The organism is Rathayibacter sp. PhB1 (assembly GCF_004362935.1).
Taxonomy (GTDB): Bacteria; Actinomycetota; Actinomycetes; order Actinomycetales; family Microbacteriaceae; genus Rathayibacter; species Rathayibacter festucae.
The window spans coordinates 137,436-161,669 of the sequence record NZ_SNYD01000006.1; the positions used below are offsets into that span (position 1 = coordinate 137,436).

Genomic DNA, 24,234 nt, shown 5'->3' on the forward strand with positions numbered 1-24,234 from the left:
CGCACGACCGACCGCCGGGGCGGGCCCGCTGAGAAGCGGGCCCGCCCTCGTCGCGCCACCCCTGACGTCGCGCGGGTCCGGCTCCTAGAGTGCGGAGCATGCCCGAGGGAGACAGCGTCCACCGTCTCGCCGCCCGTCTGAGGCGGGCGGCGGACGGCCGCACCGTGGCGGACGGCGAGCTGCGCTCGGGCGACGCGGCCGGCAGCTCGCTCGAGGGCCTGCGGATCCTCGAGCACGACACGCACGGCAAGCACCTGCTCACCCGCTTCTCCGGTGACCTGACCCTGCACACCCACCTCCGGATGCAGGGCTCGTGGACGGTCACCTCGCCCGGCCGCGCCGTCCCGCGGGCCGTGCAGAAGGACGTCCGCGTCCGGCTCCGACTCGACGACGGGGTCACCCTCTGGGGCGTCGACCTCCCCGTCGTCGAGCTGCTGCCGACCCGCGACGAGGCGCGCGCGGTCGGCCACCTCGGGCCGGATCCGCTCCGCGCCGACTGGAGCGCGGAGGAGGCCGTCGCCCGCCTCTCCCGCACACCGGAGCGGCCGGTCGTCGCCGCCCTGCTCGATCAGCGCCTGATGGCGGGTCTCGGCAACCTCTGGGCCAACGAGGTCTGCTTCCTCCGCGGGCTCTTCCCCTGGCGGCCCGTCGGCACCGTCGACGTCCGCGCCCTGGTCGCGACCGCCGCCCGGGGCCTGCGCGCCTCGGTGACCGTGCCCGGGATGTTCCAGACCACCACCGGAGACACCCGCCGCGGGGAGCGGCACTGAGTCGCCGGCCGCGCCGGCCGGCCGTGCCTGCGCTGCGGCACCACGGTCCTCGTCCGTCCCGAGGTCCGCGACGACCCGGAGCAGCGGCGCACCTGGTGGTGCCCGCACTGCCAGCCCGACCTCCCCTGAGGCGGGCCGTGCCCTCGACCGCCCGCCTGCGTAGGCTGGGCGGAACGAGCGGAGGGGTGTCATGAGCGACAACGTCTGGGGGTCCCCGGACCCGTCGGCCCGGCGCGATCAGCCGTCGGCGACCGGGGTCGAGCGGAGCTCCGCAGCGCAGCCGCCCGCCGAGAACGGCGCCGAGACGCCGGCGGAGGCCGAGCTCGCCCGCCCCGAGGACATCGAGCGGGCGCAGGCCGTCAAGGACCTCAAGCGCCGCCGCGACTTCGCCGGCTCGGTCGGCGGCTGGGCGAGCGTCTCCGCGATCACCACCGGCGTCTGGTTCGCGACCGGCGCCGACGGCTACTTCTGGCCGATCTGGCCGATGCTCGGCATCGGCATCGGGGTGGTCAGCCAGGCCGCCGCCCTCTGGGGCCCGGCGAAGAAGGAGATCACCGAGGCCGACATCGCCGCCCAGATGCGCAAGCGCGAGCTCCGCGGCCGCTGACCCCGGTCGCCTCGGAAGAGACGCCCGCCTGCATGCTGGTCGAGCAGCCGCACGCCCGCTCCCTGCTGGTCGCGCAGCCGCACGCCCGCTCCATGCTGGTCGAGTAGCCGCGCAGCGGCGTATCGAGACCCACCGTCCCCAGCAGGGCGGTTCTGCGGCCCCCGTTCCGACGCCGGCGGATCTCGATACGCCCGCTCCGCGGGCTACTCGATCAGCATGCAGCGCATCGCCCGCTCACCATGCCGCCGCACCATGCTGGTCGAGTAGCCGCGCAGCGGCGTATCGAGACCCACCCACCGACAGCCCCGGCCCCACCCGGCACCCCCCTCCCAGGAGTCCCGTCGACCCCGGCTGCTAGGGTGCGTGTCGAGCGCGCCGACGTCCCGACGGCTGCGCTCACGGCACAGCGTGGCGCGCCGGACCCGAGGCGTGCCGCCTCCGGCACCGCCCACTGACGGTTTGGACACCCTTGGCCGACTCCTCCTCGCCCTCCTCCGCGCAGCCTCCCTTCGACGCGTCGCAGTTCCACGAGCTCCCGCCGAAGCGGCCCTCCCGCCGAGCCGTCGTGCTCGGCGCGGTCGGCGCCGGCCTCGGCCTCGTCGCCCTCGGCGGCGGCGGCTACGCCGCCTACCGCGCCCTGCAGCCCGACCAGCCCGGCGTCTCCGGCGAGCCGGGCACCCCGGCCGCCGAGCTCGACCTGCTGGCCGGCGTCCCGACTCCGACGCCCTCCTTCGGCCCGAACGGCACCCACTGGCCCTCGCGGACCCCGTGGTTCACCGGCGACGTCGACCTCGAGGTCGAGGTGGAGTGCTCCTGGTCGGCGATCAGCGAGGCGATCACCACGGCGCTCGACACCGCGGGCCCCGCCGACACCGTCCGCATCCTCGTCGCACCGGGCGAGCTGCCCGGCGGCGGCGCCGGCTCGAGCTCGTCCCCGATGATGCAGGACATCGGCACGCTCGATCGCGACACCCGTGTCCTCGTCTACCCGCGCGACGGCTGGGGCACGGTCACCACCGCCAACTCCTGGCGCCTGCTCCGCGTCTACAACGTCGCGCTCGTCGGCATCGTCACCAACGGCGCCTTCCTCGCCTCCGGCTGCAGCAGCTCGGCCTTCGCGCGGATCACCACCAACGCCTACAACGTCTACGGCGTGGACGGCACCGACTTCACCGAGAACGTCGAGCTCGTCGAGGTGGTCGTCCCGGACGCCCAGCTCCGCGACGAGGACGTCTCGAGCATGCGCACCCCCACCGACGGCGCGGGCGGCCTTCGCCACATCTTCCGCATCGGCTGCTACACCGCCCCGGCGTACAAGGAGAAGGGCTCGGGCGCGCACACCGACACCGTGCAGTTCTCCGGCCAGGGCGGCAACTACTACGGCGACATCACCAGCATCGACTGCATCGACTTCGCCTCGACCAACACCGCGTTCCAGATCGGCTCGGCCGAGAACGTGCGCTACCAGCACTGCCTGGTCGTCGGCGCGGACGTCGTGAAGCGCGTCTTCCCGGTCCCGGACGAGGCCGACCAGGACGGCAGCTTCGGCGCCTCGAACGGCCCCGGCGTCGAGTTCGGCTGCTCGGCGCTCGACAGCACCTTCATCGGGCCGATGGGCGCCGCGACCTGGGCGTCGGTGACGAACTCGACCGCCGGCTACGAGACCAGCGGTGCCGCCCCGAAGGAGGGCGAGTGGATCATCGACGAGTCGATCCTGGAGTGGACCGCGGACGACGTGCACGAGCGCAGCCCGCAGGTGACGAGCGAGTACCTGGCCCAGATCTGGGCCTGACCGGCCGAGCAGCCGACCGGCTGAGCAGCCGACCGGCTGAGCAGCCGACCGCCTGATCACCCGGCCGCCTGACCGACACGCCGCCTGAGCGCGCGGCTGCCGGCGCTCAGCCCGCGTGCCGCCCGGCCCGCGCCGGACGCGCCAGCGCGACGAGCGGCGCCGGCACCGTGAAGAGCGGATCCCCCGGGATCAGCGCGAGCGCCCGGCGGATCCCGAGCGAGAGCGCGACGATCGCCGCCGTGAGCACCAGCGGGTAGAGCAGCGCCGCCACCGGCTTCTCGAGCAGCCCCGTCAGCCAGGCGGCGTCCGGGTTCGCGACGAGCGACCACAGCCCGAGCAGCGGCACCTGCAGCAGGTAGATCGGCAGCGTCCGCCGTCCGATCGCCGAGCCGACCCGCGCCGCCGGCGCCCAGCGGCAGAGCAGAGCCGCGCAGGCCACGGCGAGCGGGATCGCGCTCGCGCTCACCACGAAGCCCGCGATCTGCCCGGCCGCCCCGTCGAGGACGCGCCCGCTCACGACCGCCACCAGGAACACCCCGAGCGGCACGAGCAGCACCAGCACGCCCGGACGCGAGAAGCGGCGCAGCTGCTCGGCACCGAGGACGCCGAGCGCGAAGAAGACGAAGTTGGCCAGCAGCGCGTCGCCAAAGAGGATCACCCGCAGGTTCGTCGCGAGGAACCAGGCGGCGGTGCCGAGCAGCAGGATCCCCCACCACGGCACCCGCAGCGCCCGCAGCAGCACCAGCACGAGCGGGTAGAGCGCGAGCGCGAAGAGGAACCAGAGCGTGGTCGTCGGGAAGACGAACTGCAGGAGGACGCGGTCGAGCGAGTCGATCGAGTGCGGGAAGTCGGGGCGCGCGAGCAGGGCGAAGAACACGGCGTAGAGCACGACCCACACCGCGTAGAGGTAGTAGTTCGAGACGAGCCGCACTCGCGCGGAGCCGCGACGCCAGCCGCGCAGCAGACCGGACTGCGCCAAGAGCCCCGCCAGCGCGAAGAGGATCGGCATCCGGATGCGTCCGAGCGAGCCGCCGACCTGGTCCCAGAGCGCGGCGACCGAGGATCCCGGATCCGCGACGGTGGCGAAGCTCCAGATCAGGACGTGGAAGAGGACGACCGCGAGGACGCCGAGGCCGCGGGTCGTGTCGATCCAGGCGAGCCGCTCTCGCGCGACGAGCGCGACCCCTGATCCCGTTGCCACGCGAACCAGTATGAGGGCTCGATGTGTCGCGGAAAACGCGACGTGCGGCGCCCGACGTCGGTTCGCGGTGGCGGCTCGCGGTCTTCGGCCGCGCGCCGGCCGTCGGTTCGCGCCGTCAGCTCGCGCCGTCGAGCCGCCCGACCGCGGTGACCCGCACGACCGCGGCGCCCGCCTCGTCCGACTCCGCGAGATCGACCGTGGCGGAGATCCCCCAGTCGTGATCGCCGGCCGGATCGTCCAGGATCTGCCGCACCCGCCACTCGGTCGGCGTCTCGGTGACGAGCAGCATCTTCGGTCCGCGCGCGTCCGGGCCGATGCCGATCGAGTCGTGCTCGTCGTAGTAGTCGTCGAGCGCCTCGCCCCAGGCGTCGGCGTCGAAGCCGGCCGCCGCGTCCAGCTCGCCGAGCGCCTCGTGGTCGTCGAGGGCCGCGAGGGTGACCCGGCGGAACAGCTCGTTGCGCACCAGCACCCGGAAGGCGCGGTGGTTCGCGGTGAGCAGGCGCGGAGCGGGCGGCACGATCGCCTGGTCTGCGGCGTGCAGGGCCGGGTTGACCAGCTCCTCCCACTCGTCGACCAGCGAGGAGTCGACCTGGCGCACCAGCTCGCCGAGCCACTCGATCAGATCGTGCAGCTCCTCGTTCTTGATCTCGTCCGGGATGGTCTGCCGGGCGGCCCGGAACGCGTCGGAGAGGTAGCGCAGCACCAGGCCCTCCGAGCGGGAGAGCTTGTAGAACGCGCAGTACTCGCCGAACGACATCGCGCGCTCGTACATGTCGCGCACGACCGACTTGGGCGAGAGCTCGAAGTCGCGCACCCACGGCTGCACGGCGGTGTAGGACTCGAAGGTCGCCTCGAGCAGCTCCTGGAGCGGCTTCGGGTGGGTGACGCTCTCGAGCAGCTCCATCCGCTCCTCGTACTCGATGCCGTCCGCCTTCATCGCGGCGACCGCGTCGCCCCGCGCCTGGAACTGCTGGGCGCCGAGGATCTGCCGCGGGTCGTCGAGCGTCGCCTCGAGCACCGAGATCACGTCCAGCGCGAAGGTCGGCGACTCCGGGTCGAGCACGTCGAACACGGCGAGAGCGAACGGCGAGAGCGGCTGGTTGAGCGCGAAGTTCGGCTGCAGGTCGACGGTCAGCCGGATGCGGACCACGCCGTCGGCGTCGACGATCTGCTCGACCACCTCCGCGGTGCGGAGCGTGCGGTAGATGCCCAGCGCCCGTCGGGCCAGCTGCAGCTGCCGCTTCCACGGCTCGTGGTTGTCGAAGATCAGCGCGTGCACGTTCGCGAAGACGTCGCCGCCGCGAGCGATCACGTTGAGCAGCATCGACGAGGTGATCGTCATGTGCGAGGTGAGCGTCTCGGGCTCGGCGTCGACGAGCTTGCGGAAGCTCGGCTCGCCCCAGCTGACGAAGCCCTGCGGCGCGCGCTTGCCGACCCACTTGCGCCGCTTCTTCGGGTCGTCGCCCATCTTGTCGAGCGCCTTGCGGTTCTCCGACTCGTGCTCGGGCGCCTGCACCACCACGGTGCCCGCGGTGTCGTAGCCCGCGCGGCCGGCCCGCCCGGCGATCTGGTGGAACTCGCGGGCCGAGAGCTGGCGGCTCTTCACGCCGTCGTACTTGGTCAGCGCGCTGAGCAGCACCGTCCGGATCGGCACGTTGATGCCGACACCGAGGGTGTCCGTGCCGCAGATCACGCGCAGCATGCCCTGCTGGGCCAGCTGCTCGACCAGGCGGCGGTACTTCGGCAGCATGCCCGCATGGTGCACGCCGATCCCGAGCCGGAGCAGGCGCGAGAGGGTCTTGCCGAACGCGGTCGTGAAGCGGAAGCCGCCGATCACCTCGGCGATGCGGTCGCGGTGCTCGCGGGTGGCGATGTTCGCGCTGGTCAGCGCCTGCGCGCGCTCGAGCGCGGCGGCCTGGGAGAAGTGCACGATGTAGACCGGCGCCTGGTTCGTCGAGAGCAGCTCCTCGATCGAGTCGTGGATCGGCGCGATCTCGTAGAAGAAGTGCAGCGGCACCGGCCGCTCGACCCCGGTGACCGTCGCGGTCTCGCGCCCCGTCCGCCGGGTGAGGTCCGCGGCGAGCGCCGTCACGTCGCCGAGCGTCGCCGACATCAGCACGAACTGCACGTGCGGCAGCGTCAGCAGCGGCACCTGCCAGGCCCAGCCGCGGGAAGGGTCGGCGTAGAAGTGGAACTCGTCCATCACGACCTGGTCGACGTCGGTCTCGGCGCCGTGCCGGAGCGCCAGGTTCGCGAGGATCTCGGCGGTGCAGCAGATGATCGGCGCGTCCGGATTCACCGAGGAGTCGCCGGTCACCATGCCGACGTTCGCGGCGCCGAAGACGTCGACCAGCGCGAAGAACTTCTCCGAGACGAGCGCCTTGATCGGCGCGGTGTAGTAGCTGCGCCGCCCGTTCGCGAGCGCGGCGGCGTGCGCCCCGATCGCGACCAGCGACTTCCCGGTGCCCGTCGGCGTCGACAAGATCAGGTTCGCCCCCGACGAGATCTCGATCATCGACTCGTCCTGCGCCGGGTACAGCGGCAGCCCGCGCGCCTCGGCCCACTCCGTGAACGCCAGGTACACCGCGTCGTCGTCGACGCGCCCGTCGGCGTCGGGCGTCGGCATCCGTTCGAGCAGCGTCAGACTCATCCCCCCATCCTCCCCGAGTTTCCTGCGCCGGACCGCCGCGGCCCAGTAGTCGCGCGGCGACCCCTTCACGCCGGCAGACCAGGCGCGCAGCGCTTTCTCCATGCTGGTCGAGTAGCCGCGCAGCGGCGTATCGAGACCCACCCACCCGACGACGGTGGATCTCGATACGCCCTCTCCGAGGGCTACTCGATCAGCATGCTGATCCCGCTGAGCGGACGCGCAGCGGCCGTCCCTGCCGCGCGAGCAGCCGCGCAGCGGACCCTCCATGCTGGTCGAGAAGCCGCGCAGCGGCCCTTCCATGCTGGTCGAGTAGCCGCGCAGCGGCGTATCGAGACCCACCCACCCGACGACGGTGGATCTCGATACGCCCTCTCCGAGGGCTACTCGATCAACAAGCTGTTTCCGGCCGCTCCGCCGTGGAACGGCGTATCGAGACGGACCGCGGGTCAGGCGAGCGCGCGCTCGACGTACGGGCGCAGGTCGGCGGCGAGGCGCAGCTCGCCGGCGGCCTCGGCGTCGAGGAGGGTCTGCGCGTCGTCGGCGCGGCGCTCGACGAACCAGCGGCGCAGCGGCACGGCGCGCTCCGGGCGCGAGAGCAGCTCGATCGCGTCGCCGGCCTCGATGCTCCCCCGGTGCAGGACCCGCAGGTAGGCGCCGGTGCGCCCCTCGTCGGCGAAGCGCTTGACCCAGTGCGGCTCGCCGAGCACGCGCTGGAAGGTCGCGCACGGCGTCCGCGGCATCGTCACCTCGACCTCGACCTTCTCGCCGATCCGCCAGCGCTCGCCGATCACGGCGCCGGTGAGTTCGAGCCCCTCGACGCGCAGGTTCTCGCCGAACCGTCCGGGGGGCATCTCGTAGCCGAGCCGCTCCGCCCACCACTCGGCGTCCTCGCGGGCGTAGGCGTAGAGGGCCTTCGCCTCGCCGCCGTGGTGCGCGCGGTCGGCCTGCACGTCGGCGTAGACGCCGAGATCGCGGATGACGACCGGCCCCTCGACGGGGCGCTTGTCGATGGCGGTCACGCCGACCAGGCCCGGGTCCGGGAGCAGGCGGTCGACGCGGCAGACGGCGAGGAGTCGGGGCATGCGGTCATGCTCTCACCGCCGGGCCCCGCTCGCGCGCAGAGGCTCGCCGGTGGGCGGTGCGCAGGTGCTCGCCGCGTAGGCTCGCCGGGTGCGCGCCGCCCTCCCCGCCCCCCGTTTCGATCCGCTCCTCCTCGACGGCCTCGCGGAGGGCTACGCCGGCGACACCGGCGCTCGGGAGCACGCGGAGGGCCTCCGCTTCGACGGCGTCGACCTCACCGGCGCCGACCTGACGGCCGCGTCGTTCAGCGAGTGCGTGCTCGACGGCGTGGTCCTCGAGCGGGCGCAGCTGCGCGCCGCCTCCCTCGTGGAATCGCGGCTCGAGCGGCTGGACGTGCCCGGGCTGTCCGCGCCCCGCAGCCGCTGGCGCTCGATCGAGCTCGCCTCCTCCCGGCTGGGCTCGGCCGAGCTCTACGAGAGCACCTTCGAGCAGGTCCGGATCTCGGACTGCAAGCTCGGCTACGTCAACCTGCGCGGAGCGACCCTGCGCGACGTCCTCTTCGAGCGCTGCACGATCGACGAGCTCGACCTCGGCGGGGCCACCGGTTCGCGAGTGGCCTTCACCGACTGCGACGTCCGCTCCCTCGAGCTGCCCGGCGCGAGGATCCAGGACCTCGACCTGCGCGGCGCCGAGCTGCACGTGCTCGGCGGTCTCGACGGGCTCCGCGGCGTCGCGCTCACGGAGCTGCAGCTCAGCCTGATGCTGCCGCTGTTCGCCGAGCACTTCGGCGTGCGGGTCCTCGGCTGAAGCCCGCCGCCCGCTCTACGCGCGCCGTCGCCCGATCCGCCGGCTGAGCGCGCGGCGTCCGAGCAGGAACACCCCGAGCACGATCGTCGTGACGACCACGAAGCTCAGCTGCACGCCCTGCCCCGAGAGCACCCGCAGCAGCATCCCGCCGGCCACCGTCACGACCCAGACCACGATTCCGGAGACGACGATGCGATCCGGCGTCCGCCAGGCGCGCGCGATCACCCAGCCGAGCAGCAGCGCCGCGAGGAAGGGCCAGAGCGTCACGAGGAAGCCCTCGAGCACCGAGTCGCCGTCGTGCGTCCGCCGCCCGATCAGCACGAAGACCGCGACGAGGAGGACGTCCACCGCCAGGCCGAGCCCGGCGCGGCGGGTCATGCCGGCTCCGTCACGAAGTCGATCAGCTGCTCGACCCGGCCGAGCAGCGCGGGCTCCAGGTCCTTGAAGGTCCGGACCTGCCCGAGGATGCGCTGCCAGGCGCGCGCGATGTCGGCCTGCTCGTCGTGCGGCCAGCCGAGCGCCTGGCAGATGCCCTTCTTCCACTCGATCGAGCGCGGCACGTCGGGCCAGCGCTCGAGGCCGACGCGGGCCGGCTTGACCGCCTGCCAGACGTCGACGAAGGGATGGCCGACGACGAGGACGTGTGCGCCGTGCGGGCCGGCGGCGACCGCGTCGGCGATCCGCGACTCCTTCGATCCGCGGACGAGGTGGTCGACGAGCACGCCGATCCGCCGTCCGGGCCCGGGGGCGAAGGCACGGACCAGCTCGTCGAGGTTGTCGACGCCCTCGATGTACTCGACGACGACGCCCTCGATCCGCAGATCGTGGCCCCAGACCTTCTCGACCAGCTCGGCGTCGTGCCGGCCCTCGACGTAGATGCGGCTCGGCAGCGCGACGCGCGCCTTCGCGTCCGCGACGTGGAAGGAGCCGGAGGCGGAGCGCGCGCGGCCGAGGTTCGCGTCGCGCTTGAGACCGGGGGCCTTGAGCGACACCGGCTTGCCGTCGATGAGGAAGCCGGGGCCGATCGGGAAGACGCGGACCTTGCCGAAGCGGTCCTCGAGCTTCACCATCCGCAGCTCGACGCCGACGACCGCGCCGACGAAGCCGGAGGCGACCTCCTCGACCACGAGATCGCGCTCGGCCTCGACCACCGCGACCTCGACCGTGTTCTTCGCCCGCCAGTTCCCGGCGAGCACGTCCTGCCCGTACCTGTCCTCGTCCATCGCCTCGAGGGTAGCCCGCTGCTGCGGATGATCATCACTCTCGATTACCAGAATGTATTGCGATGTGTTTATGGATCTGGTCCACTGGTCCTGGCCGCCGACCGGTGGCCGCGTTCCTCGAAAGGCAGCACCATGAGCAGCACCGACCTCCACGCCGAGCACGACCTCACCGAGCACCAGCACGGCGACGGCTGCGGCCACACCACCGTCCAGCACGACGACCACGTCGACTACGCGCACGGCACCCACCGCCACGCCCTGCACGGCGACCACTACGACGAGCACGGCGCCCACGCCGAGCACGTCGCCGCCGCCGACCAGTCCTGACCCGCGCGGCGGCAGCATGCTGGTCGAGTAGCGCGAAGCGCGTATCGAGGCCCGCCCACCGACCGACGGTCGATCTCGATACGCCCTCTCCGAGGGCTACTCGATCAGCAGGAGCGAGCCGACCGTGCAGGAGGGCAGGGGCCCGCCTGCCGGCGAGCACGATGCCGCCGCAGCCCTTCCCATGCTGGTCGAGTAGCGCGAAGCGCGTATCGAGACCCACTCACCGGACGACGGCGGATCTCGATACGCCCTCTCCGAGGGCTACTCGATCAGCATGAGCGACCCATGCCGGTCGAGTAGCGCGAAGCGCGTATCGAGACCCCGCCGCCGGCGAGCATGACGCCGCGAGACCCCGCTCCCAGCCGCGGTGAGTAGGCTGACGGGGATACAACGTGCTCCGGGGTCGGTGAGAGTCCGAACCGGCGGTGACAGTCCGCGAGCCGCTGACCACTTCGGTGGGAGGCGGTTGACCTGGTGGAATTCCGGGACCGACGGTGAAAGTCCGGATGGGAGGCAGCACGAGCGTCGCGCGCGAGCGCGGCGCTGAACGACGGTGCCCGCGCACCGCCGCTCGCACCCCGGAGTTCGGCGACGAACGGAACCGGGAATGACGATCGACTTCGAGCACGCGATGCGCAGGGCGCTGGCCCTCGCCGAGCGCGGCCCCGCCCGCGGCGTGAATCCGCGCGTCGGCTGCGTCCTCCTCGCGCCCGACGGCACCGTCCTCGCCGAGGGCTGGCACCACGGCGCCGGCACCGCGCACGCCGAGGTCGACGCCCTCTCCGCCCTCGCCCCCGGCGCCGCGACCGGCGCCACCGCCGTCGTCTCCCTCGAGCCCTGCAACCACACCGGCCGCACCGGCCCCTGCAGCCGGGCGCTGATCGACGCCGGCGTCGCCCGCGTCGTCTACGCCGTCGGCGATCCCGGCGACCGCTCGGCCGGCGGCGGCGACACCCTGCGCGCGGCCGGCGTCGACGTGATCGAGGGCGTCCTCGCCGAGGAGGCGGAGGAGTTCCTGCACGTCTGGCTCGCCGCGACCCGCCGCCGCCGCCCCTGGGTGACCCTCAAGTGGGCGTCTACGCTCGACGGCCGCACCGCCGCCGCCGACGGCAGCAGCCGCTGGATCACCGGCGCCGCGGCCCGGCAGCGCGTGCACGAGCAGCGCGCCGCAGCGGACGCGATCCTCGTCGGCACCGGCACGGTCCTCGCCGACGACCCGAGCCTCACCGCCCGCGGCGACGCCGGCGAGCTCCTCGCCGCGCAGCCGCTTCCCGTCGTCGTCGGCACCCGCGCCGTCCCCGTCGGCGCCCGCGTCCTCGAGCACCCGCGCCCCCCGGTCCTCGAGCGCACCCACGACCTCGCCGCGGTCCTCGACCGCCTCTACGACGCCGAGATCCGCCACGTCTACGTCGAGGGCGGCCCGACGCTGGCCTCCGCCCTCGTCGCCGGCGGACTCGTCGACGAGTTCCTCGTCTACCTCGCCCCGGCGCTGCTCGGTGGCCCGCGCCTCGCCCTCGACGACCTGGGCGTCGAGAGCATCGCCGGCGCGCACCGCCTCGACCTCCGCTCCGTGGAGGTCCTCGGCGGCGACCTCCTCGTCACCGCCCGGCCGGGCTCCCCCGCCCGGCGCACCGCCCCGCAGAAGGAGTCCTGATGTTCACCGGAATCATCGAGGAGGTCGGCGTCGTCACGGCCGTCTCGGCAGGGACCGACGCGATCCGCCTGACCGTGCGCGGTCCCCTGGCCGTCGAGGGCGCCCGGCACGGCGACTCCATCGCGGTCTCGGGCGTCTGCCTCACCGTCGTCGACCAGTCGGCGGACGGCTTCACCGCCGACGTGATGGCGCAGACCCTGCGGATGTCCACGCTCGACGACGTCGCGGTCGGCGACCCCGTCAACCTGGAGCGCGCGGCGCTGGTCGGCGACCGCCTCGGCGGCCATATCGTCCAGGGCCACATCGACGGCACCGCGACGCTGCTCGCGGTCACGCCCGGCGACGCCTGGCGCGTGCTGCGCTTCTCCCTCCCCGCCGCGGCCGCTCCCCTGGTCACCGACAAGGGCTCGATCGCGGTCGACGGCGTCTCGCTGACCGTCTCGGCGATCAGCCCCGCCACCGAGCCGGAGCAGTGGTTCGAGGTCTCGCTCATCCCCGAGACCCTGGCCGCCACCACCCTCGGCGCCCGCGCCGTCGGCGACCGCGTCAACATCGAGACCGACATCCTCGCCCGCCACGTCGAGCGGATGCTCGCGCTGCGGTCCGCCGCCGACGAAGGAGGCCGGGCATGAGCCTCGCCACGATCCCCGAGGCCGTCGCTGCCCTCCGCGCCGGCCGGCCGATCATCGTCGCCGACGACGAGGGCCGCGAGAACGAGGGCGACGTCATCGTCTCGGCCCAGCTCGCCAGCCAGGAGACGATCGCCTGGATGGTGCGCCACTCCTCCGGCTTCATCTGCGCGCCGATGACGAACGAGATCGCCGACCGCCTGGAGCTCCCGCTGATGGTCGTCGACAACGAGGACCCGCGCGGCACCGCGTACACGATCTCGGTCGACGCCGCCGACCGTCTCTCCACCGGCATCAGCGCGTCCGATCGCGCGCACACGCTCCGCGTGCTGGCCGACCCGGAGGCGACCCCGGCGCGACTGCACCGGCCCGGCCACATCCTGCCGCTGCGCGCCGTGGAGGGCGGCGTGCGCGAGCGCGACGGGCACACGGAGGCGGCGGTCGACCTGATGAAGCTCGCCGGGCTCGAGCCCGTCGGCGCCATCTCGGAGATCGTGGCGGAGGACGGCGAGATGATGCGCCTCCCCGGCCTGATCGCGCTCGGCGAGCGCGAGGGCGTGCCGGTCACCACGGTGGCCGCCCTGATCGCCTACCTCGAGGAGCACCACGCCGAGCTGGACGCCTCGAGCGTGGAGCCCGCCCGGGACACCCCGCGGGTGATCTTCGAGGTCGAGACGACCGTGCCGACCACGCACGGGCCGTTCCAGCTGCGCGCCTACCGCGACCGCCAGACCGGCGCCGACCACGTCGCCGTCGTGGCGGGCGACATCGGCGACGGTCACGGCACGCTCGTGCGGGTGCACTCCGAGTGCCTCACCGGCGAGGCCTTCGGCTCGCTGAAGTGCGAGTGCGGACCGCAGCTCGACGCCGCGCTCGACACGATCCAGCGCGACGGCGGCGTCGTGATCTACCTCCGCGGGCACGAGGGCCGCGGCATCGGCCTGATCAACAAGCTCCGCGCCTACCGCCTCCAGGAGGACGGGCTCGACACCCTCGACGCCAACCTCGCCCTCGGCCTGCCCGCCGACGCCCGCGACTACGGCGCCGCCGTCGGCATCCTCGAGGACCTCGGCGTCACCGACGTCCGCCTGCTCACCAACAACCCGGAGAAGGTGCGCCAGCTCACCGACCGCGGCATCACCGTGTCCGAGCGCGTGCCGCTGGTGGCCGGCGTCGGCGCCTTCAACCAGGGCTACCTCGCGACCAAGCGCGACCGGATGGGCCACTTCAGCGATCTCGACCCCCTCGTCGGACTCGACCCCCTCGACGCCGGACCCGCCGGCGCGACACCGAAGGAGTAAGCCATGGCCGGTAGCGGCGCCCCCACCACCTCCCCCGTCGACGGGAGCGGCCTCCGCGTCGTCGTCGTCGCGGGGACCTGGCACCAGCAGATCAGCGACGGGCTGATCGCCGGTGCGAAGGCCGCGCTCGACGAGTCCGGCGCCTCCTGGTCGCTCGTGCGCGTCCCGGGCTCGTTCGAGCTGCCGGTGGCCGCGAAGGCCGCCCTCGAGGCCGGCGCCGACGCGGTGGTCGCCCTCGGCGTCATCATCCGCGGCGGCACCCCGCACTTCGAGTACGTCTCGGACGCGGCGACCTCGGGCCTGACGAACGTCTCGATCCAGACCGGCAAGCCGGTCGGCTTCGGCGTGCTCACCCTCGACACCGAGCAGCAGGGCATCGACCGCGCCGGCCTGCCCGGCTCGAAGGAGGACAAGGGCCGCGAGGCGGCGGAGGCGGCGATCGCGACCGCGCTCGTCCTCCGCGAGCTCCGCGGCTAGCCGCGACCCCGAGCGCCGACTCCCCCCTTGTCGGGGGCGTCGGCGCACTTCGCGGAGAGGCGCTCTTGCTGAGAAGACCCGGAGTAAAGTGGGCGGGTCGTCACGAGCGGCCCTACCCTCCCTCCCCCTCGGCCCCCGCGGCCCGCAGCGCCCGATCGACGCCGCCCCCGCCGGCACCGGGAGACCCCTCCACCGGAGCAGCCCTCTTCCATGTCTTCTTCCCGTACCGCAGCCGACGCTCCCGCCGCCGCCCCGCAGAACTCCCGGGGCCGGGTCATCCTGGCGAGCCTCATCGGCACCTCGATCGAGTTCTACGACTTCTACGCCTACGCGACGGCCGCCGTCCTGGTCTTCCCGTCGCTCTTCTTCGTCAACGAGGACCCGGCGGTCGCCCTCCTCGCCTCCTTCGCGGTCTTCGGCGTCGCCTTCATCGCCCGCCCGATCGGGTCGATCATCTTCGGCCACTTCGGCGACCGCGTCGGCCGCAAGGGGACCCTCGTCGCCTCGCTGCTCACGATGGGCATCGCGACCTTCCTGATCGGCTGCCTGCCGACCGCCCTCACGCCGGGCTGGGAGTTCCTCGCTCCGTTCCTGCTCGTCGTGATGCGCTTCTGCCAGGGCCTCGGCCTCGGCGGCGAGTGGTCCGGCGCCGCGCTCCTCGCGACCGAGAACGCCCCCGCCAACAAGCGCGCAATCTACGGCACGTTCCCCCAGCTCGGCGCCCCGATCGGCTTCATCGTCGCGAATGTGCTCTTCTTCGTGCTGGCGAGCACCATGAGCGACGAGACCTTCGCCGCCTGGGGCTGGCGCGTGCCGTTCCTCGCGAGCGCCGTGCTGGTGATCGTCGGCCTCTACGTGCGCCTCAAGCTCGTCGAGACCCCCGCGTTCCAGAAGGTCGTCGACAACGGCGAGGTGGCCAAGCTGCCGCTCGCCCGCGTCTTCAAGACGAGCTGGCGCCCGCTCATCCTCGGCACGTTCATCATGCTGGCGACCTACGTGCTCTTCTACCTGATGACCACGTTCACGCTGACCTACGGCACCACGCCCTCCGACGCGGCGACCCCGGGCCTCGGCTACAGCCGCAACGACTTCCTGATCATGCTGATCGTCGGCGTCGTCTTCTTCGGGATCTTCACCCTCGTCTCCGGCCCGCTGGCCGAGAAGTTCGGCCGCCGCCGCACTCTGCTCGTCGTCACCTCGGCGATCCTCGTCTTCGGCCTGCTCTTCGTCCCGCTGTTCAGCGGAGGCTTCGCCGGCGTCATGGCGGTGCTGATCCTCGGCTTCACGCTGATGGGACTCACCTTCGGCCCGATGGGCGCCGTCCTGCCCGAGCTGTTCCCGACCAACGTCCGCTACACCGGTTCGGCGATGTCGTACAACCTGGCGTCGATCCTCGGAGCGGCGCTCGCGCCGATCATCGCGGTGGCGCTCTGGCAGTCGGCCGGCGGCAGCACGCTGCTGGTGGGCCTCTACCTCAGCGGCGCGGCGGTGCTCACGCTCATCGCGCTGCTGCTCTCGAAGGAGACGCAGCACACGGCGTACCACGACAACGTGTCGTAGGACGCTCCTGCTCACTGCCTGTCCGGCCCGTCGGTTCCCCCGGCGGGCCGGACCCGTCTCCGGGCCCGTGCGAAAGGAAGCGGCGCCGGCCCTTCATGCCGGTCGACCCTTCATGCCGGTCGACCCTTCATGCCGGTCGACCCCTTCATGCTGGTCGAGTAGCCCCGCAGGGGCGTATCGAGACCCACCGTCCCCGACTGGGCGGGTCTGCAGACTCGCGTTCAGACGCCGTCGGATCTCGATGCGCCCGCTCCGCGGGCCACTCGATCAGCACGGCTTCCCGTCCCGATCGAGGGCCGGTTCGCAGCCACGAAGGGGCAAGATGGACGGCGGTCCACAAGAAGTACGGCAAGGCGTGAGCGAGGACGAACGAGCGATGAGCAGCACCACGGAGAGCACGCGCGGCGGACGGCGGCCTCGCCGCGGCAAGGACGACGGACCCCGCGCCTCCTTCTCGCAGCTCGTCCCCTACCTGCTGGAGCACCGCGGCATCCTCTCGGTCGTGGTGGTGCTCAGCCTCTTCGGCGCCGCCGCCAGCCTCGCCCAGCCGCTCGTCGTCGGCCAGGTCATCACCCGCGTGCAGGACGGCCTCGACCTCGGCCCGCTGGTCTGGGCGCTCCTCGTGCTCGTCGTCGCCTCCGGCCTCATCTCGGGCTTCGCGCACTACCTCCTCCAGCGCACCGGCGAGGGCATCGTCCTCTCCAGCCGCCGCCGCCTCGTCGCGCGGCTGCTCCGCCTGCCGATCCGCGAGTTCGACGCCCGCCGCACCGGCGACCTCGTCTCCCGCGTCGGCTCCGACTCCACGCTGCTGCGCGCCGTGCTCACCCAGGGCCTCGTCGACTCGATCGCCGGCTCGCTGCTCTTCGTCGGCGCGATCGTCGCCATGGCGATCATCGACTGGGTCCTCCTGCTGATCATCGTGGTCGTCGTCGCCGTCGCCCTCGGCGCCGCGCTGACCCTCGGCCGCGGCATCCGCGTCGCCAGCCGGAAGGCGCAGGAGAAGGTCGGCGATCTCGCCGCCGCCGTCGAGCGCGCGATCAGCGCCGTCCGCACCATCCGCGCCGCGGGCGCCACCGACCGCGAGATCGCCGTCGTCGACACCCACGCGACCGAGGCCTACCGCCTCGGCATCCGCGTCGCGCACATCTCGGCGCTCGTCGTCCCGGTGGCCGGGATCGCGATGCAGGTCGCCTTCCTCGCCGTGCTCGGCGTCGGCGGCTACCGCGTCGCCTCCGGGGCGATCGACATCGCCCAGCTGGTGTCGTTCATCCTCTTCCTCTTCATGATGGTGATGCCGCTCGGCAACTTCATCGGCGCGATCACCTCGGTCAACTCGGCGCTCGGCGCGCTCGGCCGGATCCAGGAGATCATCGACCTGCCGATCGAGGGCGACGGCGAGCGCGACGGCGGCGGGCTCGGCCCGGGCGTCGCGGACTCCGCGATCGCCTTCGACGACGTCGTCTTCTCCTACGACGAGAAGGCCCTCGACGCCGACGAGGATGCCCGCGACCGCACCGTCCTGCGCGGCGTCTCGTTCACCGTCCCGCGCGGCAAGCGCACCGCCCTGGTCGGCCCGTCCGGCGCCGGCAAGAGCACGATCCTCGCGCTGATCGAGCGCTTCTACGACCCCGAGGCCGGCGTCGTCCGGCTCGGCGGCGTCGACATCACCGCCATCGACCGCGACGCTCTCCGCGCCCAGATCGGCTACGTCGAGCAGGACGCGCCGGTGCTGGCCGGCACCCTCCGCGAGAACCTCGTGCTCGGCCGACCGGACGCCTCCGACGAGGACTGCCTGCGGGTGCTCGAGGCCGTGAACCTCACCGACGTGCTCGAGCGCAACCCGCTCGGACTGAACGCGCCCGTCGGCGAGAGCGGCGTCATGCTCTCGGGCGGAGAGCGCCAGCGCCTCGCCATCGGGCGCGCGCTCCTCGCGGCCCCGCCGATCCTGCTGCTCGACGAGTCCACCTCGAGCCTGGACGGCCTCAACGAGCAGCGCCTGCGCCTCGCGATCGACGCCGTGGCCGAGAACCGCACGCTGCTCGTCATCGCGCACCGCCTCTCGACGGTCGTCGACTCCGACCAGATCGTGGTGCTGCAGAAGGGCGAGGTCGTCGGGATCGGCACGCACTCCGAGCTCGTCGAGTCGACGCCGCTCTACCGCGACCTGGCCAAGCACCAGCTGCTGGTCTGAGCGCGGCCCCGGCCCGGTCAGCGCGGCGGCATCCGCAGCGCGCCGTCGAGGCGGATCACCTCGCCGTTGAGCATCGGGTTCTCGATCACGTGGCGCACGAGCGCGGCGAACTCCGACGGCCGGCCGAGCCGGGCCGGGTGCGGCACCGCCTCGCCGAGGGCGGCGCGCGCCGCCTCCGGCAGCCCGGCGAGCAGCGGGGTGTCGAAGGTGCCGGGCGCGATCGAGACGACGCGGATCAGCGCGGCCGCCAGCTCGCGCGCCAGCGGCAGGGTCAGCGCGGCCACGGCACCCTTCGAGGCGGCGTAGGCCGCCTGCCCGATCTGCCCCTCGAAGGCCGCGATCGACGCCGTGGTGATCAGGACCCCGCGCTCCCCCTCGACCGGCTCGCCCTCGGCGATCGCGGCCGCCGCGAGCCGCAGGACGTTCAGCGTGCCGACGGTGTTGATCCGGAGGACGCGCTCGAAGGCGTCGAGCGCCAGCGGTCCGTCGCGGCCGAGGAGCCGGCCCGGCGTGGCGACGCCGGCGCAGGTCACGGCGATCCGCAGCCCCTCGGCGGCTGTCACGGCCCGCTGGACCGCGTCGGCGTCGAGGACGTCGCCCGAGATCCGCAGGACCGACTCCGGCAGGTCGGCGCTGTCGAGCGCCGCTGGCAGGTCGAGCACGACGACTCGCGCTCCGGCCTCGGCGAGGGCTCGCGCCGTTGCGGCCCCGAGCCCCGAGGCTCCCCCGGAGACCAGCGCCGCGCAGCCCTCGACCCGCATCAGGGGGCGATCGTCGGGGCGGGCGCGTCGGTGGAGAGCACCTCGGCGGAGCAGTCGGTGAGGGTGCGGTCGTAGTCGGCGATCGCCTCCTGCGCGGCCAGCCACTCCGTCTCGCTGAGCGAGCCGTCCGGCGCCGGGGGCCGCTCGTTGAGGCCGTAGCGCGCGAGGCACCGGGTGATCAGCTGCGAGACCGTGTCGCCCTCTGTCACCGCTCCGGTCGCGACGGGCGTCGGCTCGGTCGCCCGGATGGTCCGCGCGGGCGTGGCACCGGAGTCGGGCACCTCGGCCGGGTCCAGCGTGCAGCCCGCGAGCGGGGCCAGCAGCAGCACGGCCGCGACGGCCGACGGCAGGCGGGCGGCGCGGAGCCGGGAGCGCTCGGGCATGGACGACCTCGGGAGTGGATGACGGCGGAGGACGGCAGGGCGCCGGAGGAGCGGTGCCGGCCGGGTTCGTGGCGAGCGTAGCGCAGGCGCTCGGACCGGGGCGTCCGGGGTGCGCGGAACGACGGGCCGCGGCCCTGACGGGGGTCAGGGCGCCGCGAGCGCCCACATCGCGACCGCACTCGCCGCCGCGACGTTCAGCGAGTCGATCCCGTGCCGCATCGGGATCTGCACCGCGACGTCCGCGGCGGCCAGCGCCTCCGCGGTGAGCCCCTCCCCCTCGGTGCCGAGCACGAGCGCGACCCGCTCCGGTGCGGCCGCCGCGAACTCGCGCAGCGGCACCGCGTCCGGCGTGAGCGCCATCGCGGCGATGGTGAAGCCGGCCTCGTGCAGCAGCGCGCGCGTGCTCGGCCAGTCGCCTACCCGCGTCCACGGCACCTGGAGCACCGTGCCCATGCTGACGCGGATCGCCCGGCGGTAGAAGGGGTCGGAGCAGCGCGGGGTCACCAGCACGGCGTCGGCGCCGATCGCGCCGACCGAGCGGAAGATCGCGCCGACGTTGGTCGGGTCGACCACGTTCTCGAGCACGACCACGCGGCGCGCGCCGGCGAGCAGCTCCGCCGGGTCGGCCAGGACGGGCCGGTCCAGCGCGGCGATCAGGCCGCGGTGCAGCGTGTAGCCGGTCAGCTCGGCCAGCAGCTCGCCGGGCCCGGTGAACACCGGGACGTCGCGGTCGCCGAGCAGCCGCTCGGCCTCCTCGACCGAGCCGCCGAGCGAGAGCACCGAGCGCGCCCGGTGCCCGGCGGCGAGCGCCCGCTCGAGCACCAGCGCCGACTCCGCGAGGTAGAGCCCGTGCGGTCCGCGGGCGTTCTTCAGCGCGACGTCCGTGGCGTGCGCGTAGTCACGCAGCCGCGGATCCTCGAGCGAGCGGACCTCGATCAGCTCCACGGATCAGGCGAAGGGGTCGGGGGTGAGCGTGTACTTCGTGCTCAGGTACTCGTGGATGCCCTCGAGCCCGCCCTCGCGGCCGAGCCCCGACTGCTTGACGCCGCCGAACGGCGCCGCGGCGTTCGAGACGACGCCGACGTTCAGGCCCATCATCCCGGTGGCGAGCCGCTCGATCATCCGCTGGCCGCGGGCGAGGTCGCGGGTGAAGACGTACGAGACGAGCCCGAACTCGGTGTCGTTGGCGAGGGCGACCGCCTCGTCCTCGTCGCGGAACGGAACGATCGCGAGGACCGGGCCGAAGATCTCGGTGCGCAGGATCTCGCTGCCGGCCGCGACCCCCGCGAGCACCGTCGGCTCGTAGAAGTGCCCGGCACCGTCGATGCCGTGCCCGCCGACCCGGACCTCGGCGCCGCGCTCGACGGCGTCCCGGACCAGCGAGGAGGCCTTCTCGACGGCGCGATCGTCGATCAGCGGACCGATCGTGACGCCCGAGTCGGTGCCGCGGCCGACGGTCAGCGCGCGGACGCGCTCCGTGACGCGGGCCGCGAACTCCTCGGCGATCGATTCGTGCACGAAGAAGCGGTTGGCGGCGGTGCAGGCCTGGCCGACGTTGCGGAACTTCGCGAGCATCGCGCCCTCGACCGCGCGGTCGAGATCGGCGTCCTCGAAGACCACGAACGGCGCGTTGCCGCCGAGCTCCATCGAGGTGCGCAGGACGCCCTCGGCCGCCTGCTCCAGCAGCGTCCGCCCGACCGGCGTCGAGCCGGTGAAGGAGAGCTTGCGCAGTCGCGGGTCCGACAGGATCGGCTCCGACACCGCTCCGGCCGAGGAGGTGGTGACGACGTTGACGACGCCGTCCGGCACCCCCGCCTCGGCGAGCAGGGCCGCGAAGGCGAGCGTCGTCAGCGGCGTCAGCTCGGCGGGCTTCACCACGACGGTGCAGCCGGCGGCGAGGGCCGGGGCGATCTTGCGGGTCGCCATCGCGAGCGGGAAGTTCCACGGGGTGATCAGGTAGCACGGGCCGATCGGGTGCTGCGAGACGATCATCCGCCCCGTGCCCTCCGGGTTCACGCCGTAGCGGCCCGAGATGCGCACCGCCTCCTCGCTGAACCAGCGGAGGAACTCGCCCCCGTAGGCGACCTCGCCGAGCGCCTCGGCGAACGGCTTGCCCATCTCCAGCGTCATCAGCAGGGCGAAGTCGTCCTTGCGCTCCTGCAGCAGGTCGAAGGCGCGGCGGAGGATCTCCGCGCGCTTCCGGGGCGCGGTCGCGGCCCAGGCCGGCCCCGCCTCGACGGCGGCGTCGAGCGCCCGCAGGCCGTCCTCCGGAGTCGCGTCGGCGATGGTGCGGATCACCTCGCCGGTGGCCGGATCCTCGACGTCGATCGTGCCGCCGCCCGAGCCGTCGACCCAGGCGCCGCCGATGAGCAGCTGCGACGGGACGCGGGCGAGCAGGGCCGCCTCGGCGGCGCTTCGAACGACGGAATCACTCACGAGAACACTCTTCCTGTGCGGATCGAGTCGCGCGGACCCCGCGCGACGATGCTTCTCAGTCTACGACCGCCCCCGGACGCACCTCAGGAGCCGGTCGCTCCTGTGGACGGACCAGCCCCTGTGGAGGAGGGAAGCGCGGTGGAGGAGGGAAGCGCGGTGGAGGAGACCTCGACGCGCACGCCCGCCTCGGCCAGCTCGAGCAGCGCCGCGGCGCTCGCCTCGGGCGAGACCCCGGCGACGAGGTCGGACAGCACGCGCACCTCCAGGCCGGCCGCGCGCGCATCGAGGGCCGAGGCCCGCACGCAGTAGTCGGTGGCGAGCCCGACGACGTCGAGCTCGGTCACGCCCAGGCGCTCGAGTAGCGCCGGAACCGGCGCGCCGTCGTCCGCTGTCCCCTCGAAGGCCGAGTAGGACGGCCGGCCCTGGCCCTTGCGGATGTGCACGTCGACTGCGTCGACAGCGAGCGCCGGGTGGTACTCCGCACCGGCCGTCCCCGCCACGCAGTGCACCGGCCAGGTGTCGAGGTAGTCGGGCTCGGCGGCGAAGTGCCCGCCGTTGTCGGATTCGCCGTCGTGCCAGTCGCGCGAGGCCAGCACCGTCGCGTAGCGGCCGGCGCTCGCGGCGAGGTGGGCGGTGATCCCCTCCGCGACGCGCGTGCCGCCGGCGACGGCGAGGGCGCCCTCCTCGGTGAAGTCGTTCTGCACGTCGACGATCAGGAGTGCCGTGGTCATGGTGGTCCTCTCGGAGCGGGGCGGTCGGGTCGGTCAGGAGTCGGAGAGCGAGCCGCCGCAGCGGTAGACGCCGGTGACGAGCGTGTCGATGGCGGACTTCGCCGAGTCGGAGACGTCGCCGAGCGCGTAGACCGCGAAGGTGAGCGCCGTGCCGTCCTGGGCGTCGACGACGCCGGCGAGCGTGTAGCCGGTGTCGATCCAGCCGGTCTTCGCGCGGACGGCGCCGTCGGCCACGGCGTTGTCGCCGGCGAACCGGTCGGCGTAGGAGAGCGAGCCGGTGCGCCCCGAGACCGGGAGGCCGTCGAGGAGGACGCCGAGCTGCCCCTCCCGCGCCTGGACCTTCCGCAGCAGGCTCGTGAAGTACGCCGGAGCCACAGCGTTGTCGTCGCTGAGCCCCGAGCCGTCGACGATCGTGATGCCGGCCGTGTCCACTCCGTAGCCGGCGAGGCCCTGGAGGACGCCCGCCTGCTCGGCGCCGAAGTCGTTGCCGGAGCCCGTCCGGATCGCGACCAGCCGCGCGAGCATCTCGGCGAGCGCGTTGTCCGAGACGAGCAGCATCTGCTGCACGAGGGTGCTCACCGGGGCCGACTCGACGGTGCCGAGCACTCGCGCGCCCGCCGGGGCGGTGCCGGTGCTCACCGTCGGCGAGCCGGACAGCTCGTCCGCGAAGGCGTCACCCGCCCGGCCGATCGGGTCCTCGCCGCGGCGGGAGGTGGCGGCGGTCGGATCCGCGCGGTCGCCGTCGACCTGCAGGGCGGTGATCTCGGGCATGTAGCCGTCGGTCTGCTCCTTGCGGTTCCAGCTCGGCTGCCAGGTGTCGCCGGAGTAGAGCGAGGCATCGAGCACGACCGAGGAGATCGTGGTGCCCGCGGTCGCCGGGTCGGCGTCCCAGGCGGCCTCGACCTGCGCGGCGAGGTCGTCGAGGTGCGCGGCGCCGGCGTAGACCGACTCCTGACCACTCGGCAGCCGGCTGAGCGTGAGGTCGCCCCCGCCGACCAGCACGACGCTGCCGGGAGCGTCGCCCGCGACCACCGTCGTGGCGATGCGCGTGTCGGGGCCGAGGACGGCGAGCGCGCTGGCGGCGGTGAGGATCTTCAGGGCGGAGGCGGTGCGCGAGGCGGTCGTGCCGCCGCGGTCGAAGAGCACCTCGCCGGTCGCCGCATCGACGACCCGCGCCTGCATCGAGCCGAGGCGCGGATCCGCCGCGAGCTCGGCGACGGAGCAGGTGCGCAGCGCCTCGGTTGTCTCGGTGCCGGCCGGGCGGGCGGTCGGCGTCGGCGTCGGCGTCGGCGTGGCCGTCGTCGTCGCGGTGGCGGGTGCAGAGGCGGTGGGCGCCGCGGCGGGAGTCGCCGTGCGGCCGATCGCCGTCCCGGCGCCGAAGGCTCCGACGCCCAGCAGCACGGCGACGACGGCTGCGGCGGCCACGAGGGCGCGCGGTCGGCGGCGGGGCGGGGTGTCGGTCATCCGAACCAGGGTAGCCGGACGGGATCGACGGGGCCTGGGGGCGAGGGATCCGTTCGAGGGATCCGAGGCGTCGGCTGCACGTGCGGCTGCACCACGGGAAGGAATGCGGAGCCGCCTGTCGGAATCGAACCGACGACCTTCTCATTACGAGTGAGACGCTCTACCGACTGAGCTAAGGCGGCGTGCTCGCGAGGCGCTGGCCCCGGACACGATTACACAGCATAGCCTGCTCGCGGGCCGGGGCGTGAAT

General features: G+C 73.4%; 22 protein-coding genes, 1 tRNA gene and 1 riboswitch. Of the genes, 11 read left to right on the forward strand and 12 right to left on the reverse strand.

What is annotated here, in order from left to right; all coding sequences use genetic code 11:
• Positions 1–98: 98 nt before the first annotated feature.
• The 3 genes from EDF17_RS16200 to EDF17_RS16210 all read left to right on the forward strand — a co-directional run bounded on the left by EDF17_RS16200 (position 99) and on the right by EDF17_RS16210 (position 3,169).
• Positions 99–770: a DNA-formamidopyrimidine glycosylase family protein gene (locus EDF17_RS16200; protein WP_243732935.1), complete on the forward strand. Its 672-nt coding sequence runs from the start codon at positions 99–101 to the stop codon at positions 768–770.
• Positions 771–960: 190 nt separating this feature from the next.
• A complete protein-coding gene (locus EDF17_RS16205) occupies positions 961–1,377 on the forward strand; it encodes a 2TM domain-containing protein (RefSeq protein ID WP_123447659.1) in 417 nt (138 codons plus the stop codon).
• A gap of 469 nt (positions 1,378–1,846) precedes the next feature.
• Complete coding sequence (locus EDF17_RS16210; RefSeq protein WP_123447660.1) at positions 1,847–3,169, forward strand: hypothetical protein; 1,323 nt, start codon at positions 1,847–1,849, stop codon at positions 3,167–3,169.
• Between the two features lie 106 nt (positions 3,170–3,275).
• On the opposite strand, the gene EDF17_RS16215 is transcribed toward EDF17_RS16210, so the two are convergent.
• From EDF17_RS16215 to EDF17_RS16225, 3 genes are all read right to left on the reverse strand, one after another.
• A complete protein-coding gene (locus EDF17_RS16215) occupies positions 3,276–4,370 on the reverse strand; it encodes an acyltransferase (protein ID WP_166649717.1) in 1,095 nt (364 codons plus the stop codon).
• A gap of 115 nt (positions 4,371–4,485) precedes the next feature.
• Positions 4,486–7,020 carry a DEAD/DEAH box helicase gene (locus tag EDF17_RS16220; protein WP_123447662.1) on the reverse strand — a complete coding sequence of 845 codons (2,535 nt, stop codon included), beginning with the start codon at positions 7,018–7,020 and terminating at the stop codon, positions 4,486–4,488.
• Positions 7,021–7,466: 446 nt separating this feature from the next.
• Complete coding sequence (locus EDF17_RS16225; protein ID WP_123447663.1) at positions 7,467–8,102, reverse strand: MOSC domain-containing protein; 636 nt, start codon at positions 8,100–8,102, stop codon at positions 7,467–7,469.
• Positions 8,103–8,190: 88 nt separating this feature from the next.
• On the opposite strand from EDF17_RS16225, the gene EDF17_RS16230 reads away from it, so the two are divergent.
• Positions 8,191–8,847 carry a pentapeptide repeat-containing protein gene (locus EDF17_RS16230; RefSeq protein ID WP_123447664.1) on the forward strand — a complete coding sequence of 219 codons (657 nt, stop codon included), beginning with the start codon at positions 8,191–8,193 and terminating at the stop codon, positions 8,845–8,847.
• Positions 8,848–8,862: 15 nt separating this feature from the next.
• On the opposite strand, the gene EDF17_RS16235 is transcribed toward EDF17_RS16230, so the two are convergent.
• Entirely contained in the window at positions 8,863–9,225 is a 363-nt protein-coding gene (locus tag EDF17_RS16235; RefSeq protein ID WP_123447665.1) for a DUF3054 domain-containing protein, read from the reverse strand.
• Complete coding sequence (locus EDF17_RS16240; protein ID WP_123447666.1) at positions 9,222–10,070, reverse strand: DUF3097 domain-containing protein; 849 nt, start codon at positions 10,068–10,070, stop codon at positions 9,222–9,224. The genes EDF17_RS16235 and EDF17_RS16240 overlap by 4 nt, the downstream gene beginning before the upstream one ends.
• Positions 10,071–10,202: 132 nt before the next feature.
• Between EDF17_RS16240 and EDF17_RS16245 the strand changes: the two genes are divergently transcribed.
• The 7 genes from EDF17_RS16245 (at position 10,203) to EDF17_RS16275 (ending at position 18,209) form a co-directional block, all read left to right on the forward strand.
• Positions 10,203–10,397 carry a zinc transporter permease gene (locus tag EDF17_RS16245; RefSeq protein WP_123447667.1) on the forward strand — a complete coding sequence of 65 codons (195 nt, stop codon included), beginning with the start codon at positions 10,203–10,205 and terminating at the stop codon, positions 10,395–10,397.
• Between the two features lie 389 nt (positions 10,398–10,786).
• Positions 10,787–10,920, forward strand: a riboswitch (FMN riboswitch).
• An 84-nt stretch (positions 10,921–11,004) separates the two neighbouring features.
• Complete coding sequence (ribD, locus tag EDF17_RS16250) at positions 11,005–12,051, forward strand: bifunctional diaminohydroxyphosphoribosylaminopyrimidine deaminase/5-amino-6-(5-phosphoribosylamino)uracil reductase RibD (RefSeq protein WP_243732936.1); 1,047 nt, start codon at positions 11,005–11,007, stop codon at positions 12,049–12,051.
• A complete protein-coding gene (locus EDF17_RS16255) occupies positions 12,051–12,683 on the forward strand; it encodes a riboflavin synthase (protein ID WP_123447668.1) in 633 nt (210 codons plus the stop codon). The genes ribD and EDF17_RS16255 overlap by 1 nt, the downstream gene beginning before the upstream one ends.
• Positions 12,680–13,981, forward strand: coding sequence for a GTP cyclohydrolase II (gene ribA / locus EDF17_RS16260; RefSeq protein WP_123447669.1), 1,302 nt, complete (start codon positions 12,680–12,682; stop codon positions 13,979–13,981). The genes EDF17_RS16255 and ribA overlap by 4 nt, the downstream gene beginning before the upstream one ends.
• Before the next feature lie 3 nt (positions 13,982–13,984).
• Positions 13,985–14,458, forward strand: coding sequence for a 6,7-dimethyl-8-ribityllumazine synthase (gene ribH, locus EDF17_RS16265; protein WP_123447670.1), 474 nt, complete (start codon positions 13,985–13,987; stop codon positions 14,456–14,458).
• 210 nt (positions 14,459–14,668) lie between these two features.
• Complete coding sequence (locus EDF17_RS16270; protein ID WP_123447671.1) at positions 14,669–16,018, forward strand: MFS transporter; 1,350 nt, start codon at positions 14,669–14,671, stop codon at positions 16,016–16,018.
• Positions 16,019–16,394: 376 nt separating this feature from the next.
• Entirely contained in the window at positions 16,395–18,209 is a 1,815-nt protein-coding gene (locus EDF17_RS16275; protein ID WP_123447672.1) for an ABC transporter ATP-binding protein, read from the forward strand.
• A gap of 17 nt (positions 18,210–18,226) precedes the next feature.
• Here the strand turns inward: EDF17_RS16275 and EDF17_RS16280 are convergent, their stop codons facing one another.
• The 7 genes from EDF17_RS16280 to EDF17_RS16310 all read right to left on the reverse strand — a co-directional run bounded on the left by EDF17_RS16280 (position 18,227) and on the right by EDF17_RS16310 (position 24,166).
• Entirely contained in the window at positions 18,227–18,970 is a 744-nt protein-coding gene (locus EDF17_RS16280) for an SDR family NAD(P)-dependent oxidoreductase (RefSeq protein WP_123447673.1), read from the reverse strand.
• Positions 18,970–19,353, reverse strand: coding sequence for a hypothetical protein (locus tag EDF17_RS16285; protein WP_123447674.1), 384 nt, complete (start codon positions 19,351–19,353; stop codon positions 18,970–18,972). The genes EDF17_RS16280 and EDF17_RS16285 overlap by 1 nt, the downstream gene beginning before the upstream one ends.
• A gap of 144 nt (positions 19,354–19,497) precedes the next feature.
• Entirely contained in the window at positions 19,498–20,298 is an 801-nt protein-coding gene (locus EDF17_RS16290; protein ID WP_123447675.1) for an RNA methyltransferase, read from the reverse strand.
• A 3-nt stretch (positions 20,299–20,301) separates the two neighbouring features.
• A complete protein-coding gene (locus tag EDF17_RS16295) occupies positions 20,302–21,789 on the reverse strand; it encodes an NAD-dependent succinate-semialdehyde dehydrogenase (protein WP_123447676.1) in 1,488 nt (495 codons plus the stop codon).
• 83 nt (positions 21,790–21,872) lie between these two features.
• The gene (locus tag EDF17_RS16300) at positions 21,873–22,520 is read right to left on the reverse strand and encodes an isochorismatase family protein (protein ID WP_123447677.1); all 648 of its coding nucleotides are present in this window, start codon (positions 22,518–22,520) and stop codon (positions 21,873–21,875) included.
• Between the two features lie 33 nt (positions 22,521–22,553).
• Complete coding sequence (gene dacB / locus EDF17_RS16305) at positions 22,554–23,984, reverse strand: D-alanyl-D-alanine carboxypeptidase/D-alanyl-D-alanine-endopeptidase (RefSeq protein WP_123447678.1); 1,431 nt, start codon at positions 23,982–23,984, stop codon at positions 22,554–22,556.
• Between the two features lie 109 nt (positions 23,985–24,093).
• Positions 24,094–24,166 (reverse strand) — tRNA-Thr (locus EDF17_RS16310).
• Positions 24,167–24,234: the final 68 nt, after the last annotated feature.